The organism is Aurantimonas aggregata (genome assembly GCF_010500835.1).
Classification (GTDB): domain Bacteria; phylum Pseudomonadota; class Alphaproteobacteria; order Rhizobiales; family Rhizobiaceae; genus Aurantimonas; species Aurantimonas aggregata.
The window spans coordinates 1-19,009 of sequence record NZ_JAAAMJ010000006.1 but is presented as its reverse complement, the minus strand read 5'-3'; the positions used below and the strand labels follow the sequence as shown (position 1 = coordinate 19,009).

Genomic DNA, 19,009 nt, shown 5'->3' with positions numbered 1-19,009 from the left:
ATGGAAGATCGGCACGTCGTCAGGCGCCGGCAGATCTGGTCGAAGCGCGGCCCGTGGGACACGCTCTATCGCCAGGCCTACGATTACGCGATTCCGCATCGGCGGCCCGGCGGCGACGGTCAGGCGAAGAACCAGGTCGACCGGATCTTCGATATGACCGCAACGATGAGCTCGATGCACTTCGCGGGCTCGCTGCAGCAGGATCTGTTCCCGTCCGGCCAGGCGCCGTTTACGCTGCAGTCGGGCGCCCTGGCGCGGCTGAAGCTCGGCGCCGGCGCGGTGAAGCTCGACCGCGAGCTTGAGAAGGTCGGCAGCGCCATGCACCCGTTCTTCCAGACGGGCGATTGGGACACGAGCCTGCACGAAACCTGCATCGATCTCGGCGTCGGCACCGGCGCCCTTTTGCCCATCAAGGGCGACGCGCAAAATCCGGTGCTGTTCGTCTCGATTCCGTTCGACGAGATCGCGATCGGCATCGACATGAGCGGCCGCACGAACTTGGTGTCCTGGAAACAGGATCTCGAGCACCAACAGGTGATCGACGCCTTTCCGGACGGCAAGTTTCCCGACGGTTTCAAGGACGTCAGCAAGGCCGGCACCGTCGTAACGATCTATCAGGATTGGGTGAAGCTCACCGGCGGCAACCAGTTCGGTTGGACCTTCGCCGCCTACATCGCCGAGGGCGTCGAGCCAATCGCAAAGAGCTGGTCGCGGACGCAGCCGATCGCGATTCCGCGCTACTACCGCGTGCCCGGCGAGCCCTATGGCCGCGGGCCCGTGCTGCTCGCACTGCCGTCGATCAAGACGCTGAACAAGGCGCAGGAATTGGCGCTGAAGGCGGCTGCCATCCAGATGCTCGGGATCTGGGGCTACCGCGCCGGCGGCACGTTCAACCCCGACACGGTGCGCGTCGGCCCGGGCGAGTTCTGGCCGATGCAGTCGACCGGCGGCATTCTCGGTCCGGACGTATCCCGCATCGATCCGGCCAGCGGGCGCCTCGATGTCGCGTCGATGATCATCGGCAATCTGCGCGACGACATCAAAATGGCGCTGTTCGACAACCGCATCGCCGACAAGCGCGGCACGCCGCGCTCGGCATCGGAGATCGTCGGCCAGCTGCGCCAGAAGGCCGAGACGCATATCGGCGCTTTCGGGCGGCTCTCCAACGAGATCATGCCGGTGATCGTGCCGCGCGTGGCCGAGATCCTCTATGATGCCGGCTTCCTGTCGATGCCGCTCAACGTCGACCAGTTCCTGATCGCGACGAGCGTGCAGTCGCCGATGCAGGCGGCGATGAATGCCGGGCGCCTCGCCTCGATCGCCAATTACATCGAGATGGTCGGGGCGATTGCGGGCCCGGATAGCATCGGGCTCTACGCCCACATCAACAAGGTGCTCGAGAAGATCGGCGACGACCTGCAGATCGACAAGTCGTTGATCCCGACCGAGGAGGAACGGGCCGATATCGAAGCGAAACGGCAGGAGCAGCAGCTCCAGCTGATGGCCGCCGGCGCTATGCAAGAGGCGGCGCCCCAGATGATCGAACAGGCGATGGCAGAATGACACAGGTAGCATACGGACCGCGCCAGGCGCGCTCGATCGACCAGCTCGAGCAGGCAACCAGCGGCGGCTGGGAAGGTCTCGAGGCGATGTTTGCGCCGCGTCCGGAGCAGCCGGTCCACAACCAGCCATCCGACGATGTCGCGATGTACCTGGCGCAAGGGCTGAACTCGCAGAAGGGCCGCGAGGTCATCGAGTGGCTGATGGACATCACGCTTCGGCAGCCGTTCCGTGCCACCGGCAAGAGTTTCGAGGAAACCGCCATCCTGACCGCGAACCGGCAGGGCATCGAAGGGGTCGGCGAGGTGATCCTCGCGGCGATCCGGCGCGGGCAAGAGTTGATCGACAACCAGTGAGGCTGACATGAAGAACCTGCTCGACCGCATCCTGCGCAGTCCTGACGACGGCGTCGGCGCCGGTGGCGATCCTGCTGCTGTCGCGGCGGCTGCTGCCGCTGCAGCTGGCGCCGCCGGCACCGGCGAAGGCGCTGGCGCCGGCGCCGGCGAAGGTGATCCCGCCGCGGCGGCTGCAGCGGCAGCGGCTGCGGGCGCTGGCGCGGCAGCCGACGGGCCTTATCGCCCTGAGGGCCTAGCCGACAGCTACCACGGCAAGGATGATCGCGAGACGATCGACAAGCTGTTCAAGGCGGTCGACGGCTATCGCAAACGCGACAGCGACAACGGCGTGCCCGACGATATCGCCGCCTATCGCGAGTTCGGCGAGGTCGACGAGAAACTCAAGCCCTATTTCGACACGCTCGAGGGCGACGGGCTGTTCGATGACATCGCCAACAAGGCCAAGGAACTCGGGATCTCGAAAGGCAAGCTGCACGGCCTGCTCGGGGTCTACATGGAGAAGGCCTCCGAAATGGGCGTGCTCGAGGCGCCGATCGACGTCGCTGCCGAGCGCAAGGCGCTGCTGCCGGACAATGCCGCATCGATGCCGCAGCAGCAGCAGGATGCGGCGGTCGAGCGGCGCATCAACGACGCGCATGGCTGGGTCGAGAGCATGGTCGCCCGCGGCCTCGACAAGGAATCGGCCGACCACATGACGATGATGCTCGGCGACAGCGCCAAGGGCATCAAGGCGATCGAGTTCTTCAAGGGCCAGCTGGGCGGTGACGGCAATGCGCAGCCGACCAATGGCGGCAGCAATGGCGGCGGCGGTAACGACGCACGGACCGAGCTCGCGCGCCGCTCGGCGCTGCCGGAAAACGACCCGGCCAGCCCGAAATTCAACAAGGCGAGTTTCGACCAGCTCAACGCCGACTATCAGAAGACGCTGCCCGGCGACTGAGATCATTTAACAGGCTCCCGCCCGGTGCATCCTCTGGCTGCTACCGGACGGGAGCGACCTGGACAGAGCGACGGCTATCCTTCACCGGACCCGTCGCGGCTCCGGCTAATCGGCCCTCGGTGATTTCGTCCAATCATCAATCCCAGAGGGTTTTCCCCAATGACCGTTCAAGCTCCAAATTGGTACCGCGAAAAGATCCGGGACATGGTCCGCGCCCGCTATCAGTCGATGGGCGGCTATCTCGACGGCACGATGGCCCGCGGCGACGGCGGCGCCGGCGTCATCAAGTTCCCGGTCATCGGCCGGGTCGATGCCTACGAGCTCTCCGGCTCCATCCAGAAGATCCAGAACACCAACCCGGATCTCTCCATGGTCCAGGTGTCCATCCGCGATTTCGAGGCTTCGGCCTGGATGCGCGTCCAGGACGCCCGTAAGCAGGGCCCCAACGAGCAGGCGGCCGTCGGCAAGATGCTGTCGAACGCCATCCGTCGCCAGCGCGACAATCTCAAGCTGCAGGCGCTGAATACCTTCGCCACCGGCAACGCCGAAGTTAAGACGATCGGTGACGGCACGGCTGCGATCGATCTCCTCGACGCACTCGAGGCACATTCGCAGATCCGCGGCGCTGGCGCCGAGGAAGACGTCTGGTGGCCGGTGACGGAAGCGCTGTTCGACCAGTTCATGATGTACAAGGAATTTGCCAACGCCGATTATATCGGCTCGGCGGATCTGCCCTTCGCCAAGTCGGCGGCCATCCGCAAGCGGACCTGGCGCGGCATCCACATCATGACGCTGCCCGACGAGCACTTCGTCTTCGGCACCGGCGCCTACGGCACCGGGAGCGCTGGCAACGGCTTCAGCACAGCTGGCTACATCGACACGTTCATGTGGGCGACGGACGCCATGGGCAACGAGGCCGAGTGGGATCAGGAAACCCCCTCGATCACCACGCATGCCGACTACGAGGGCACGCCGATGCTCGCCAAGGTGGGCCTCTCCGGCAACTCGGTTGGCATCCTGCCCGAGGGCGTCAAGCGCATCCGCGTCAAGGCGCAGGTTCGCCCGACCCGCGTCGCCTGATCCATCCCGACATCAAGGCCGGCGGCTAGCCGCCGGTCCCGCCCCATCCCTTAGAGGAGAAGCCGACCATGGCACTCAACATCAAGGCACTGTCGCGCTACGCCACCAGCGATCGCGGTTCCCGCAACCAGGCCAACCACTACGCCTATTCGACGACGGAAGCGGCGGCGACGATCAACGCCGCTGGGTACTTCAACGACGGGCTTACCAAGTTCAACCTCAAGAAGGGCGACCGGATCTTCTGCTCTGTCGCCGTCGACGGTACGCCGGCGATGCTCGACCTGATCGTCACCAACGTGGCCGCCGGCGTCGTGACCGTCGCCACGGCCGCCTAAGCACTCGATCGAGGGGATGCCGCCATGGACGAGCAGGTGATCGACAAAGCGACGCTGGTTAATCGCGCGCTGATCAAGCTCGGCCAGGCGGCAACCTTCTCGATCGACGACGAGAACCATATTTCCGGCAAGGTCGACGCGGTCTGGCCGGATCTCGTCGCGCATTGCTTCGGCCTGCACGACTGGACCTTCTGCAGGGCCACCTATCGACTGACCCGCATCGAGCTCGAGCCGGAGAACGGCTGGTGCTACCGCTTCGGCCTGCCCGGCAACCGCATCGGCGAGCCGCTTAAAATCCTTTCCGACCCGCGGCGCGACGCGCCGCTGCGCGAATTTTCGATCGAGGGCGGCGAACTGTTTGCCGACGTTCTCGACGTCTGGGCCCGCTGCAAGGTCGAGGTCAATCCCGCCATCTGGGATCCCGCCTTCCGCGCCGCCTTCACCACAGCCCTCGCCGGCGCCCTGGCGGTGCCGATCCAGTCCGACCAGGATCTCGAGGCGACCTATTGGCAGCAGGCTTTCGGGACGTCCAGCCAAGGCGGCACCGGCGGCCTGTTCGGGCGGCTGATCAGCCAGAACGTCGCAAGTGATCCGCCGGATTCGGCCAATCGGTGGCGCGATCCCCTCACTGATGCCCGGTATTCCTGATGGTCGCTCGTCCGGGAACCGGCCAGCAGTCGATGAACGCCGGCGAGCTGGCGGAGGATCTCGCGGGCCGCGTCGACATCAAGCAATATTACTCGGCTGGGCTGCGCTATCTCAACGTCGAGCCGATCCCGCAGGCGGGGTTTCGCAACATCAACGGCACTCGTCGGATCGGGCTCTCAACGGCCAGCGCCGCACCGCGGTTCTTCAAGCTCAAGCGCTCGCGAACCGAGAGCTTCCATATCGGCATCGCGCCGGGACGGCTCGAGATCTTCAAGGATTTCGTCCTGGTCGCCATCGTATCGATTCCGGCCATCACGGCGCCGATCGCCGCGGAGGCCGGCATCTATGCCGAGGCCGACACGATCGGGATCTTTCACAAGGATCTGGAAAGCGTGCGCGTCCTGCGAGAGAGCGACGCTGTCTGGACGGTCGATTCCTGGCCCTATGAGCGGATCCCCGACGTCGATTATGGCGGGGTTTACGCGCAGACGTCTGACGTCTGGATCGTCTATATCCGCTGGGCGGAAGACAACGATGCGCGTGTCGTCACCCTGACAGTCGATGGGGAAACGACGGCGCCGGTCACAACGACGGGCGACGATGGACTCATCGACTACCCCGCCTTTGCCGCAGAGCTGCAGGCGGCCCTTGAGGATCTTCCGTCGCTGGGCGTCGGCGTCACCGTTACGGCTGCCAATTCTGCCGGCGGCAACTCGATGGAAGCGACGATCACCTTCGGCGGCGACTTCACCGGCGCCGAATATGATCTGTCGGCGCAGATCGTGAACACCAGCGAGGCGTCGGCCCTGGCTGCGCATTCCGTCATCGGCGACACCGAAGGCGAGCCGGCGATCTCCGCGTCGCGCGGCTGGCCGGGCTTCGCGACGATCATTCAAGACCGGCTGCTCTACGCCGCGCTTCGCGCCAAGCCGTCGGGCCTGCTGTTCAGCCAGGTCGGCGAGTATTTCAACGTCAACACCGAGGCGCAGCGCGCCGATGGCGCCAAGCTCGAGGCGATCCGGACCAACTCGACCGAAGAAATCCTGCATGTCGAAGATTCCAAGTATGTCCTGCTGTTCACCGACGAAAAAGAATACTTCATCACCGACCGGGTGATCGAGCGCGACAAGCCGCTCAACATTGTCAAGACAACCGAGAACGGTCTCGCACGCGGCACGGTGCCGGTGGAGATCGAAAACCGCATCTACTATGTCGGCCAGCGCGGCGGCGTGCTGTTCTCGACCGCATATGATGACATCTCGTCGGCCTTCACGGCGCGGATGGAATCGCTCCTTGCGTTCCACCTGGTCGAGAACATCGTCATGACGGCGCTGCAGCGCGGCTCGGAAAACACCGACGCCACCAAGCTCTGGATGCTGCGCGCCGACGGGCGGCTGATCAGCGCGACGGTCATCCGCGACCAGGAAATCACTGCCTTCTACGAGTATTCCGTCGGCGCGCCAGTCCTGTCCGTCAGCGTCGATGCGTCGAACCGGCTCTGGCTGGTCGTGCAGCGCGCCGACGGCCTCGCCTATGAGATCCTGTCGCCGGACACGTATTTGTTTTCGGCCGCCGTGAAGGTGTCGAACGGCGCCGGCGTCGTCACCGGCCTGCACCATGCCAACGGCGCGACGGTCTATGCCGAGACGGCGAGCGGCTACACGATCGGCCCCTTCACCATCTCCGGCGGCGCGATCGCCACCGGCTGGCCGGGCGAGACGATGACCGTCGGCGAATGGGTGGCGCCGGTCTGGCAGTCCATGCCGCGCGTCAAGGTCAACCGCGATGACACGATCACCCGCCGCCCCGGCCGCATCCACACGCTGAAGGTCAATGTCATCGCGACGACGTCGATCGCGATCGGCGCCAACGACACCCCGCCGATCGACGTCCCGCTGCTGACCACGGCCGACCCCGTCGACGCGCCGATGCCGGCAAAAACGCAACTGGTAACCGTAGCGGGGATCCCCGGGACGGTTCTCGATACCACGGCGGTGATCACTCAACGCCGGCCCGGCCCGCTTAGAGTGCGTGACGTGACGTTCGAGGAGAAACTTTGATGGTAGCGGTTGCGTCGGCCTTCATGTCCCTTATCGGCGGCGGCAGTGCCGCCACCGTTCCGGCCGCCGCCGGCACCACGGCGGCCGGAACGGCGGCGGCGACCGCGACCACGGGCTCGACCATCGCCTCGATCCTGCAGGGCACGGCGACGGCGCTATCGGTCTTTGCCGGCATCGGCGCGGCTAACACCGAAGCCGACGCGCTCGAAATGGCCGCCGGCGATGCCGAGCGCGAAAAGGCGCTCGAGACGCTGCAAGGCGTCGAGCGACGCACTTCGATCAAGCGCGCGATGATGGACGCGATCGGCGAGCAGAACGTCGCCACGGCCGCCTCGGGCGTCGACCTCTCCTTCGGCACGCCCAGCCAGGCGCGGCGCGAAGCTTTCCGCGAAGCCGATCTCGGCATCGAGACGGCGAACGGCACCGAACAGACGCGGGTTTCGCGGCTGACCGAGCGCGCCGCAAACTATCGCTCTCGCGCCAAGTCGACCCGCCGCGCCGGCCTGCTGACCGATCTCGGTCAGGGCGCCGAGGGCGCGTCGAATATCCTCCTGCGGGGCTGAGACCATGGCAAACCAGCGCACCGAGAGCGTCGGCTATCGCAAGTTCCAAGTCGATCCGCTGCTTGCCGACGGCCTGCTCGGCGTCGAGCGCGACGATGGCGGACTGCAGCGCCGCGTGGCGTCGGCGTTCGACCGGCTCGCTGGTCGCGCCGGTCAGGTCGGTGACTTTCTGGCCGAGCAGGAAGGCACCGCGGCAGGCCTTGCGGCCGGGCTCGCCGGCTCGCCCGCCGGTGCGACGATCGACGGCAGCCTGCCGGTGCCTGTGGCGGCGGATGGATCGCCCATGGCTTACGCGCCAGCCGCCTCGACTGCGGCTCCGGGCGATCTCACGGCGCGCGCGCGCTATGTCCGCGACGGGCTGATCGCGCGCGGGCTGTCGCCAGTCGCAGCAGCCGCCGCCGCCGGCCACGGTCGCCAGGAATCAGCCTTGCGGGCGGATGGTCCGAATGGCGATGCGGGCACGTCGTCCGGCATCTGGCAGTGGCGCAAGGAGCGGCGCACGGCGCTGCAGAATTTCGCCAGCAAGCGCGGCGCCAACTGGCGCGACACCGATCTGCAGATGGACTTCTTCGTCCACGAGCTGCAGACGCGGGAAAAGACCGCCTGGACGGGCCTGCAGCGCGCTGGCACGCTCGAGGCCGCCACCGAAGCGCTGATGCATTTCGAGCGCCCGCAGGGCTACTCGGCGCGCAATCCTCGCGCCGGGCACGGCTGGTCGAACCGTCTCGCCTATGCGCAATGGGCAGCCACCCTCGGCGGCGGCTCACCGGCGCCGCAGAACGCGCCCGCGGGTGTAACGGCGCTTGATGCCGCGGCACCGGCGCCGCAGGGCGCTGCCGGCGCCGTGACGGCCCTCGCCACGGGCGGCGACGTGGCGCCGCCTGGCGCCGATGCGGCGGCGCCTGCGGAAGCTGTCGTCGAGATCTCCGGCTCCGGCGCTGGCGGGTTTCGCCCGACCGGCGGCTTCACGATCCGCGATCGCGCCTATGACGCCGCCGGCACGCGGACCTATCTCGAGCGGCTCGATTCGACGATGCGCGCCGATATCGATGCCGTGTTCAACAAGTTCGGCGCGGATCCCGCCGCCCTGGAAACCGGCCTGCAAGCGCTGCGGACCGTCCACCGCGAGGATCACGTCTTTCCCGAGATCGCCGCCGATTACGAGACGGCTTTCGAGCGCATGGCGCAGCCCTACCGGCGCCAGGCGCTGTCGGATCAAAAACAGCGCGAGCAGATCTCGACGCGGCTCGAGTTCCTCGAGCGCACGACTGAGTTCGAGGAGGGCAAGGCAAGGCTGATCGAGACCTTCGACGCCAGCAACGAGGACGCCGGCGCGGCGCTCGCCTCTGCGCAGCAGGCGGTCGACGCGCATTATGACAGCGCCGTCGCGCGCGGCGTGATGGACGCCGACGACGCCTTCAAGGCAAAGAATCGATCGCGGCGCGAGGCGGCCGTCGGCTTCTACGGCAAACAGGGCGCCGCGCTCTCGACGCCGGAGGAAGTCGCCGTGCTGCGCGAGACGATGCGCCAGGACTTCGTCGACGGCACGCTCGAGGGCGTCGACGCCGATGGCTGGTCGGTGATCGACGCGACGCTCGAGCGGCAGGAATCGGCCAAGCGTACCGCCGGGACGCAGGCCGCCAAGGCGCTCGCCGATCGCGGCGACCAGCTGGCCGAGTTCACCGCGCGCGGCATCGAGCCCGGTGCCGACGCGATCGGCCGCTTCATGCTGGACGGCAAGACGGCGCCGGGCGGTGCGGCGATCGTCGACGAGACCATGGAGAAGATCGGCGCCGCCCGGATCATCCGCGAAAAGAGCCTCGACGAGGCGGATCACTATGTCCGCAAGCTCGAGCAGGATCCGGCGGCGATCGCCAGCGGCGCGGCGGACTTCGCGCGACGGGAGCTGTCGCGCATGGAAACCGACGTGAAGCGCGATCCGATTGGCGCCGCTGTCGCCAAGGGCATCCTGCCCGAAGACGAGACGATCCTCGAGGCCGGCACCGATCCCTATGCCGTGGCTGACAGGGTGCGCGCACGGATCATCAAGGCCGACACGGCGGCCGAGCATTTCGGGGTGGAAGCCAAGTATCTGCGCCCCGGCGAGGCGACCGCGATCAAGGCGCTGGCAGCGCAGGATCCAGACGCGGCGGCGCAAGTCGCCGGCGGCCTGATCTCCGGCGCCGGACGCCGCGCCGGCGCATTGCTGGCCGAGCTGGGCGACGAGGCGCCGGCGATCCAGCAAGCCGGTGCCATCCTCGCCGGTGGCGGATCCGCGGCGGCTGCCCGCGACGTCATTGCCGGCCACGGCAAAGGTCCGGACGGCAAGGAATATCCGGCGGTGAAATTCGAGCTGCGCAACCAGGTCGCGGCCGAGACGCTGGGCGACGCCTTTGTCGGCGTGCCGATGGACGGCCACCGCACGCTCGAGGCCGCCCATGCGATCGCCAAGGCGCGCGCCGTGCAGCTCGGCGTCGACCCGAAATCGGACGACATCAAGCCGATCTTCGAGCGCGCGCTGCAGGAAGCTTCCGGCGCGGTCTTCGAGAAGGGCGTGCAGTATGGCGGCCTCGCCGATGTCAGTCGCTCGACCGGCTTCATTTCGTCGGAGACGTCGCGGACGATCGTCCCGCCGACGATCCGGGCCGATCGCTTCGGCGAGCTGATCGAGGCCATCCGCGACCAGGATCTCGCGCCGCAGGACATGGGACGGTCGCGGCCGGGCGCGCGACCGTATTTCTCGGCGCCGCCGGTGCGCGAGAACGGCAAGCCCTATTCGGCCGCCGACATCAAGGCGGCGCGCCCCGTGGCCGTCGCCGGCGGCTATCGCTTCGCTGCGGGCGATCCCGCCTCCGACGATCCGCAGTGGATCCGCGGCGCCGACGGGCGGCCCTTCGTCCTGGCGCTCGACGGCATGCGCCGCGTGCTCGAGCCGCGCGTGCCGGGAGCTTATCGATGACCCTGCTCCTGTCGGAAAGCCCCGACGGCGTCGGCGGCCGCGGCATGACGTTCGCGGGCGAGCGGCTGGGCCTCAGCGACGGCGCCGCCGGCTACCTGCCGTCGGTGTGGCTCGCCACGCAATACGGCAATCTCGCCAGCGACCTCCTCGACGACGAGACGCGCAGCCGGATGGGCGATCTTTACGCGGCCACCGACGAGGCGCAGACCTTCATCGACAACACCTATTCGCGCGAGGATGCCGCGCTCGAGGCGTATGACCGGCGCATCGCGCAGATCCACGAAGCGACCGGCGTCCAGCTGCAGAACCCGCTGCAGGCCGCCAAGGCGGCGGCGATCGCCGGCGGGCCGCTCGCGGTGCCGATCGACCCGTTCGGCACGCGCCGGCGCGCCCAGAGCGATGCGGCGACGGCGCTGGCCGACTTCAACCGCCAGCTGGGCGAGCTGTCCGGCAAGTTCCCCGACCAGGCGGCGCTGTTCAATCCGGACTTCGCCGACGAGACGAAAGCCGTCGTGACGGCTGCAGAGGCGCGCCTCACCACGGCAGGGCAAGGCGACATGACTGGCGTGTCGCGCGTCGCCGCGACGCTCGCCGGTTCGTTCCGCGGCGCGCTGCGCGATCCGCTGCAGATCGCGACCGTATTCCTGGGCGGCGGCGCCGGCACGGCGCGGACGGTGCTCGGCCGGATCGGCCAGACCATCGCCACGGAAGCGATCATCAACGCCGGCGTCGAGGGCGTCGTGCAGAGTTCCGCGCAGCAATGGCGCGCCGAGAACGGTCTCGAAAGCGGCATCGTGCCGGCGCTGAAGCAAGTCGGCCTCGCCGGCCTGTTCGGCGGCGCGCTGGGCGGCCTGGTGCGCGGCGCCGGCGAGGCCGCGCGGGCGCTGAAGGTGACGGACGCGCCCGGCCGCGAAGCGCTCGAGCGTGTGATCATCGGCGAGCCGCAGGCCGGCGACCTCGGCGTCGTCGCCGATCGGCTCGGCGTCGACATGGACGATTTCGAGACCCGCGTCTTCGACGTCGCCCGCGAGCAGCAGGCGCTCGACGAGGCGAGCTTCGGCCCGGTACCCGACGGCATCACGGCCGACGAGGCGTCGCGACTGATCCGCGAGGGCATCGAGCGCCTCGAGGCGGATGGTCCGGCGCCGGGCGGTGCGGTGCAGAAGCCGCCGCGGCCAGCAGAGGAAGTGCCTATCCTGTCCGAGGCGACGCCGGCGCCAGCGCGGTCGCTGTCGGTTCGCGACAAGCCGGTCGCCTTCGAGCGCTTCGATCCGGACGCGCTCGAGACGGACGCAGCGACCTATCAATACAAGGGCGGCGGCGACGAAGCCGGCGTGACCGACCGGCTGCGCGGCGTGAAGTCGTGGGATCCGACGGCGTCCGGCAAGGTGATCGTGCACGAACGCGCCGACGGCAAGCGCTATGTCGCCGACGGTCACCAGCGCATGGGCCTGGCGCGGCGCATCAAGGCGGAAGGCGACGAGACCGTGCGGCTCGACGGCTATCTGTTCCGCGAGGCCGATGGCTGGACGGCCGAGGATGTACGTGCGCTGGCCGCCAAGAAAAATTTGCAGGAAGGATCCGGCGAGGCGATCGACGCGGCCCGAATCATGCGCGATCGCCCGGAGATCCTCGACGACGCGCTGCCGACCACCGGCCCGATGATCCGCAAGGCGACGGGCCTGGCGCGCCTCTCCGACGACGCATGGGGCATGGCAGTCAACGGCGTCGTCGACGAGAACAAGGCGGCGCTGGTCGGCGAGTTGATCGCCGATCCGGCGCTGCATGCGGCGGCGATCGCCGATCTCGCCAAGTTCGATCCGGCGTCGGACCGCGCGGCACGGCTGCTGCTCGAGGAGATTGTCGCGTCGGGCGTGCGGCACGAAAGCCAGGTCGACATGTTCGGCAGCTTCGACCTGACGAAGACGCTGATCGGCGAGCGCGTCAAGGTGCTCGACCAGGCGATCCGGACGCTGAAGGCCGACAAGCGGCTGTTCGCCCTGCTCGCCGAGCGTGCCGACGTGATCGAGGCCGCCGGCAACGTCCTGGACAATACCGGCAATGCCAGCCGCGCGGTGACGGCCGAGACGGTCGGCGCGATCGTCGACAAGCTCGCCCGCACGCGCGGCCCGATCTCCGACGCGCTGAACGCGGCAGCGGTCCGCTTCGCGCAGGGGTCTCCCGCGGCCAGGGAAGCCCGTCAATTCGTTTCGGACGTCAGCACGCTGATAGAGCGCGACGGGCTGCGATCGCTTCTGTCGCCCCCCGAGCCGCAGCTCAGACCCGATGTCGCGCCGGAACCGGCATCGCCCGACGCGCTCGAGCTCGCCGGCGACATGCCGCCGACCATGGCCGAGCTCGAGGCCGAAGGTCAGGCCTCGATCTGGGACGTCATCCCCGACGGCAAGACGAGCGATGGCGAGACGGTCTATGCGACCGGCGAGGATCTGCTTGTCCGCGCCGATCGCGACGGCGACTATGCCGACCTTGTCGATTCCTGCCGGAGCTGATCCATGCCCTTCATCGACTGCATCAATTCGGCGATCGACCAGGGCGCGATCTCGCGCGACGAGGGCGAGGCGCTCAATCGCGATTTTGAGCAGAAATTCGCGCAGAAGCGGGCGCAACTGGGCGACGACCAGGCGGCGAAGGCGGCGCAGGACGAGCTGGCGGTCGAGCTGCGCGCGCAGGCGATCGAGAAGCGCCGCCGCGCCGTGCTGACGGAGAAGGCCCGCCAGCGGCTGAAAGGCCGGATCCTCGACTATCGCGACGAGAACGGCAAAGCCGACGTGTACGAGGCTGCGGTGCAGACGCTGTCGCATTATGGCTACGCCGGCGCCAGCTCGGTGCGCGGCCGCCAGGAAGCGATCCTGTCGATGGCGCACGGCAAGCTCACCGACCTGATGACGGCCGTGTCGCGTGACCTGGTGACGGGCCGGCGCAACGCCTCCGCCGGGCTGATCAAGGACGTGGTGCGCGAGCTGCACGGCCAGGCGTCGGGCGACGCCACGGCCAAGGGCCTCGCCGGCTCGCTGTCGTCGGTGTTCGAGGATCTGCGTCAGCGCTTCAACAACGCCGGCGGCGCGATCGCGAAGCTTGACGAGTTCGGGTTGCCGCACTCGCACAACGGCCTCGCTATCCGTCAGGCCGGGCGCGACCAGTGGAAGGCGTTCATCCGCCCGCTGGTCGACCCCGACAAGATGCGCCATCCGCTGACCGGCGAGCCCGTCGGCGCGCACGGCATCGACCAGGCGCTCGACCATGTCTTCGAGACGATCACGACCAACGGCTGGGCCCACCACACGCCGAAGATGGCCGGCGGTCGCGGCAAGGGCGCTCTTGCCTCGCAACGCCAGGATCATCGCTTCATCGCCTTCAAGTCGGCCGACGACTGGCTGACCTATAACGGCAAGTTCGGCGACGGCGATCCGGTGCAGGCGATGTTCCGGCACGTCAACGGCATGGCGCGCGACATCGCCATGCTCGAGGAGCTCGGCCCCAATCCGACGGCGATGGTCGACTGGATGATCCAGGGCGTGCGCTCCGAGATCGCCAAAGGCGACGTTGGCAAGGCGTCACTGGCGAAGGTGGCGCGGGACGCGGCAAGATGGGCGCGCGGCACCGAACCCGGCGCCTTCGCCGAGTGGCGGCTGAATGCGCTGTTTGCCGAATTGCGCGGCCGACCCTCTGCGGCGTCTGGCGTGGCTACCACGACGGCGAGCGTCAAGAATGTGATGAACTCGGCGCTGCTAGGCGCCGCCGGCGTCGTCGCGGCGACGACGGATCCGTTCATCGCACAGGCGTCGCGGCGCCTGGCCGGGCTGCCGATCATGAAGGATTTCGGGTCGATGCTGACGATGCTGAAGGCATCGAAGCGCGAGGAGATCGTGCGCGCCGGCGTCATATGGGACGACTACCTTCACACGATCGAAGCAGAGGCCCGGTTCGTCGGCCCGATGCTGGGGCACAACTGGTCGCAATATCTGGTCGACCGCTCGATGATGGTCTTTGGCCTGAAGCCGCTGACGACGGGCCGCAAGCTGGTCGAGGCGCGCGCCTGGCAGTCGACGCTCGCCGACGAGGCCGGCAAGGATTTTGCCGCGCTGCCAGGACGGCTGCGGGAGACAATGGAAGGCTTCGGCATCAATGCCGACGATTGGGAGATCATGCGGGCGAGCATCGATGCCGCCGGCTTCGTGACCCCGACCGAGATCGCCCGGCGGGGCGGCGAAGTCCGCTACATCGACACCAGCCAGGCCGTCGTCGATCCGGCGGCGCAGGCCGAGCTCCGGGCAATCCGGCATCGCGAGGTCGCCGAGAAACTGGCCGAGCTGACGTCCAGCTGGTCGGAACGCTCGGTGCCGTCCGGCACGCCGAACGCGCGGAGCTTCGTCACCGGCAATCTGCCGCGCGGCACGCCGGCGGGCGAGGCGATCGACTTCGCGCTGCAGTTCAAGAGCTTCGGCCTATCCTTCACGACGCTGCAGGTGGAAGCCCTGCAGCAGATCCTCGCCAGCCAGTCCGGCGGCCGCGGCTCGGCCGCGACCTATGCCAGCGCCATGGTGCTCAGCGTCACGCTGGGCGGCGCGATGGCAATCCAGATCAAGTCGCTCGCCGACGGCAAGGATCTCGAGGACATGAGCGCGCCGAGCTTCTGGTTCAAGGCGATGATCACCGGCGGCGGCTTCGGCCTGTTCGGCGACTTCGTCAACGGCTCGAGCAACCGCTTCGGCCAGGGCTTTGCCGGCACGCTGATCGGGCCTGGCGTCGCCATGCTCGACGATGCCGCGCAGCTCACCGTCGGCAACGCCATCCAATTCGCCACCGGCGAGGATCCCAAGCTCGGCCGCGAGGCGGTCAATTTCGCCGGGCGCTATACGCCGGTCGCCTCGTCCTGGTGGGCAACGCGCGGCGCCTATCGCCGGCTGATGCTCGACCAGCTGCAATGGCTGGTCGATCCCGACGCCGACAAGAGCTTCAAGGCGAAGGCTTCGCAGCTGAAATCGCAGACCGGGCAGGAATACTGGTGGCCGCCCGGACAGACCGAGCTCGCCCGCGCGCCGGCGATAACGAACCGTTAGGCGTCGGCAATTAAGCGACTGTCGCGCGAGTCATTCTAGCCGGACCATAAGCGAGGTCCGGCATGACAAATCCCTATCCTTTGCCCCGATCGTTCCGCGCCTCACCCCCCATTGCTGGCGATGGCAATGCCACCTATGGGCCGTTTGCGTTCAAGATCTGGGATCCCGCCGACATCATTGCGGAAGTCGATCGCGGTACGGGAAACTTCGCGCTCGAGCCGGTGACGGTCGCCAAGTTGGCCGGCCTACTTTTCGACGATTTCACCGTGCGATTTTCGCCGGCCCTGACCTTTGGTCAGCGTGCCGTTGTGATCTCCCGGCGGCTTCACGAACGCTCAACCGATGTGACGCGGGGCGGTTCGGTTTCCACCAACGGTCTCGAAGGAGAACTGTCGCGCCAAGGCACGGTGCTGCAGGAGCTGCGGCGCGACAGCAACCAGCTCGATGTCGATCTTTCGGGCGAACGCCTCGAGCGCATTTCCGCCGATTCCTTGGAGGCGACCCTTCGTGCATTGGGCGACAGTTTTCTTCGCGGATTGATCGGCGACTATTACGCCAAGGATACGCTCAACCCGGTTCCGATCTCATCGCGCGCGGCCGCCGAAATCGCGCTAATCGGCCCCGCGTTGACGCATCTTCTGACGGGCGGCTTTGCTGCGCCCGGCTTTGGCGGCGAGGGTCTCTATCGACGTGGTGACGGCGCCAAGCCGGGCGGGTTCTTTTCCGGCGACGGCGCCGGCTGGGAGCTCGTCCGTGGGGACGTCGTTGATATTCGGCAGTTCGGTGCGGTTGCCGATTGGAATGGCTTTCCTGAGCTGGCAACCGACAACTGGCAGGCGCTCGAGGACGCACGCGATTTTCTCGGGCTGCTGGGCGGGCGCATCCGCGTGGTGGGGCAGTATTACAAGTCGAAGACCACCGTCATAGAGACGAATGTCACCTTCTACGGTGATGGAGCGACCGGCTCGTCGGGTAACAATTCCGTTGTTGTAGTTCCCGCTGGGGTGACCGCATTCATCGGTCGCTCAAGTGCCGGGTTCACGTCCCGCGCTGCTGATTGGTGCATAGAGAATATTGATACTCGGGCGAGTGGGAAGAACACCAACACCGTAACAGGAACGATTGCTGCGGGCACCCGCATCCTAACGCTTTCTGCGCCGGGAGATTTTGAAAACGGCCAAATTATCTATATTAATGGCGCCGGCTACACCAATGATCTTGCAAATCCTAATGTTGCCAAAGCTGATTGTGAGGCCGGAAATCCAACGATCACTTGCCGTAGATTTGGCAACTCCGCCAGTGTGGGAATGTGCCCTGGCATGGTGGTGAATATCGTCGGCGCAGGACTTCCAGCTGGAACCTATGTTGTCAGTACGTCTAACAGCGGCTCCAATGGGACTGTCGTTCTTAGCAACGCGCCTACGATCTCTGTGCCCAATGCGTCCATAAAATATTCCGATGATCTCCGTACTCAGATAATTTCAGGCGGGGGCACAACCACGCTAACCTTGGGTGTCGGGGCCGCCACGGCGGCAACGGGCGCGATAGTCGGCCATTACGACTGTGGTGTGTTCTCGACCGGTCGGTTTCGTACTGACGGCGTGTGGGTGACCAGAGACTTCGCCGGGGCAGGAATTCTGCTTTGTGGCTCAGGAATCACCCCAACAGGCAGCGCGGCAAATGTGAACGGGTCTGTTCTGAACTACGGATATTCGTTCGGGAACAAGAACAACGTTGTAATTATGGGGGTAAACGGGAATATCGTTAAAATAAACGACGTTTATACACATTCTTCAAGTGCATACTGCTTCGTCGACGAATCATTTCTTGGATCACTCTTTAATGGGACTCACGCCCAAGGAGCAAACGGTTGTTACATGACCGTTTACCCCAATGCATACACAAAGTTTAACGGGTGTTACTCTGAACCTGGGCATCCGTGTTCGTTCTCCCGTCGGACTACCGTGGATGGAGGTACTTTGGGTGGCGCCCGAACTGGAAACGTCCATGGCGGTGCGGTGCGCGGAGCCGACATCGATTTCGGAATGATAATGTCGTCAAGCCGATTTGGTTTAGAGGGACTTGAATATTTAGTTACTGTTGGCGGCATAAACCAGCCGATTTCGATTGGTGCAAGTGCTGTTGGCGGCCCCGCCGTGATGCAATTCAAACCTTCTAGCAGCGGCCTCGGTCAGGCGGGATTGTGGGGCTGGTTCGTGGGCAGCCCCGCTAATAACGTCGGAGCATACTTCACAGATGAAAGTCATCCTTGGGGTGCTGGCTGGAACGTCACGCCGCGCGGGACCTACATAGGCCGGGGCCTGGCTAGCCTCGCGACCAGCAATTTCCGCAAGCGAACCGGAACGATAGGCGCACCCACAAGCGGCGAGGCCGTGCGCGGGGATGTGTGGGAGGAGTTCAACCTCTCCTCGGGCGGTAGCATGTACTACGTCTGCACGACATCAGGAACAATCGGATCAACCGCCGTCATCAAGACGGCTGGCGCAATCGCAGCTTAAAGGATCAAGTGAAATGGCTATCAAGGTTGTCACCAGAACAGACTCTGGTGAAGAGCGTGAACTCTACATCCGGCTGAATAATTTCGACACGCTGAGTAAGCACGCCCCGAGCGTTGTGATTTTCCGGGGCTTCATCTCTCAAGAAGCATTTGAGAGGAGATTTGAGAAGGTCTGGGAAAGAGTAATAGAATTCGAGGCGGATCTGTCGAAGGGTGCCGACCGGATCGGACTCCAGGCATATGAGGCGCTAACTCGTGAGTGCCCCGAATTTGCGGATGCGCTCGAGGTGTGACCCGGCCCCTCGCGGATCTGGCAGCCTGCTAGGAACATACACAGTCGTAGCCCTTGACGGGTGTCTCTCGTCGGAGTTTGGTGCCGCACCAATGGCGGCAGCGGACAGGGCGTATGAAGCAACACTCCAAAGGCTACGACGAGCGGCTATTCTCCGGAGGCTTCCGGAAAGCGGTGCATGAGGGCAGGTTCCACTGGCTCCGCAAACAAACAGAAGGCATGAGCGGCTCCGTCTTGGAGCTGGGCTGTTTCAATGCCCGATCACTGGAATACCTGTCCTTCGTCCCTTCCCGCTATCTCGGGCTAGATGCCGGCTGGGAAGGGGGCTTGACGCAGGCAAAGACCCTTTATCCGCAGTACGATTTTCTCGAATCCACAGATCCTTCGGACGTCAAAGGACAGTGGGATCTAGGGATCGCGCTTGAAACTCTAGCCCGGATCATGCATCAGGGCGCGCCTGACAGTCCCGTTGGACGTTGGCGGCACTGTCGGGTCGGTGTCGCCCATGCTTTTCGGGCGCGCTCGCGGTGGCGGCGCGGTTCGGGATGTTCGGGTTTTGAGGTTGCGGTTTCGGGGCGAGCGGGGGCGACGGCCGGGGCGGTCGTCAGATTGGCGCC

General features: G+C 66.1%; 14 protein-coding genes. All 14 read left to right on the top strand.

What is annotated here, in order from left to right:
- Positions 1-1,563: a portal protein gene (locus GTW51_RS10070; protein WP_163043803.1), complete on the top strand. Its 1,563-nt coding sequence runs from the start codon at positions 1-3 to the stop codon at positions 1,561-1,563.
- Positions 1,560-1,916, top strand: coding sequence for a hypothetical protein (locus GTW51_RS10065; protein WP_163043802.1), 357 nt, complete (start codon positions 1,560-1,562; stop codon positions 1,914-1,916). The genes GTW51_RS10070 and GTW51_RS10065 overlap by 4 nt, the downstream gene beginning before the upstream one ends.
- Positions 1,917-1,923: 7 nt before the next feature.
- The gene (locus GTW51_RS10060; protein WP_163043801.1) at positions 1,924-2,856 is read left to right on the top strand and encodes a hypothetical protein; all 933 of its coding nucleotides are present in this window, start codon (positions 1,924-1,926) and stop codon (positions 2,854-2,856) included.
- A gap of 159 nt (positions 2,857-3,015) precedes the next feature.
- Complete coding sequence (locus tag GTW51_RS10055; protein WP_163043800.1) at positions 3,016-3,936, top strand: phage capsid protein; 921 nt, start codon at positions 3,016-3,018, stop codon at positions 3,934-3,936.
- Between the two features lie 68 nt (positions 3,937-4,004).
- Positions 4,005-4,271 carry a hypothetical protein gene (locus GTW51_RS10050; RefSeq protein ID WP_163043799.1) on the top strand — a complete coding sequence of 89 codons (267 nt, stop codon included), beginning with the start codon at positions 4,005-4,007 and terminating at the stop codon, positions 4,269-4,271.
- A gap of 24 nt (positions 4,272-4,295) precedes the next feature.
- Positions 4,296-4,919, top strand: coding sequence for a phage connector family protein (locus tag GTW51_RS10045; RefSeq protein WP_163043798.1), 624 nt, complete (start codon positions 4,296-4,298; stop codon positions 4,917-4,919).
- Positions 4,919-6,979: a phage tail protein gene (locus GTW51_RS10040; RefSeq protein WP_163043797.1), complete on the top strand. Its 2,061-nt coding sequence runs from the start codon at positions 4,919-4,921 to the stop codon at positions 6,977-6,979. The genes GTW51_RS10045 and GTW51_RS10040 overlap by 1 nt, the downstream gene beginning before the upstream one ends.
- Positions 6,979-7,542: a hypothetical protein gene (locus tag GTW51_RS10035; protein ID WP_163043796.1), complete on the top strand. Its 564-nt coding sequence runs from the start codon at positions 6,979-6,981 to the stop codon at positions 7,540-7,542. The genes GTW51_RS10040 and GTW51_RS10035 overlap by 1 nt, the downstream gene beginning before the upstream one ends.
- A gap of 4 nt (positions 7,543-7,546) precedes the next feature.
- Positions 7,547-10,501, top strand: coding sequence for a phage tail tip lysozyme (locus tag GTW51_RS10030; protein ID WP_163043795.1), 2,955 nt, complete (start codon positions 7,547-7,549; stop codon positions 10,499-10,501).
- On the top strand, positions 10,498-13,011 hold the full coding sequence (locus GTW51_RS10025; RefSeq protein ID WP_163043794.1) for a hypothetical protein: 2,514 nt from the start codon (positions 10,498-10,500) through the stop codon (positions 13,009-13,011). Before GTW51_RS10030 ends, GTW51_RS10025 begins: the two co-directional genes overlap by 4 nt.
- Positions 13,012-13,014: 3 nt before the next feature.
- Positions 13,015-15,582 (top strand): hypothetical protein, encoded by a 2,568-nt coding sequence (locus tag GTW51_RS10020; RefSeq protein WP_163043793.1) that lies wholly within the window; start codon positions 13,015-13,017, stop codon positions 15,580-15,582.
- A gap of 62 nt (positions 15,583-15,644) precedes the next feature.
- Positions 15,645-18,101 carry a hypothetical protein gene (locus GTW51_RS10015; RefSeq protein ID WP_163043792.1) on the top strand — a complete coding sequence of 819 codons (2,457 nt, stop codon included), beginning with the start codon at positions 15,645-15,647 and terminating at the stop codon, positions 18,099-18,101.
- Positions 18,102-18,114: 13 nt separating this feature from the next.
- Entirely contained in the window at positions 18,115-18,393 is a 279-nt protein-coding gene (locus GTW51_RS10010) for a hypothetical protein (RefSeq protein WP_163043791.1), read from the top strand.
- 113 nt (positions 18,394-18,506) lie between these two features.
- Positions 18,507-19,009: hypothetical protein (locus GTW51_RS23540; protein WP_203566007.1), on the top strand; the 503-nt coding region annotated here is incomplete at its 3' end.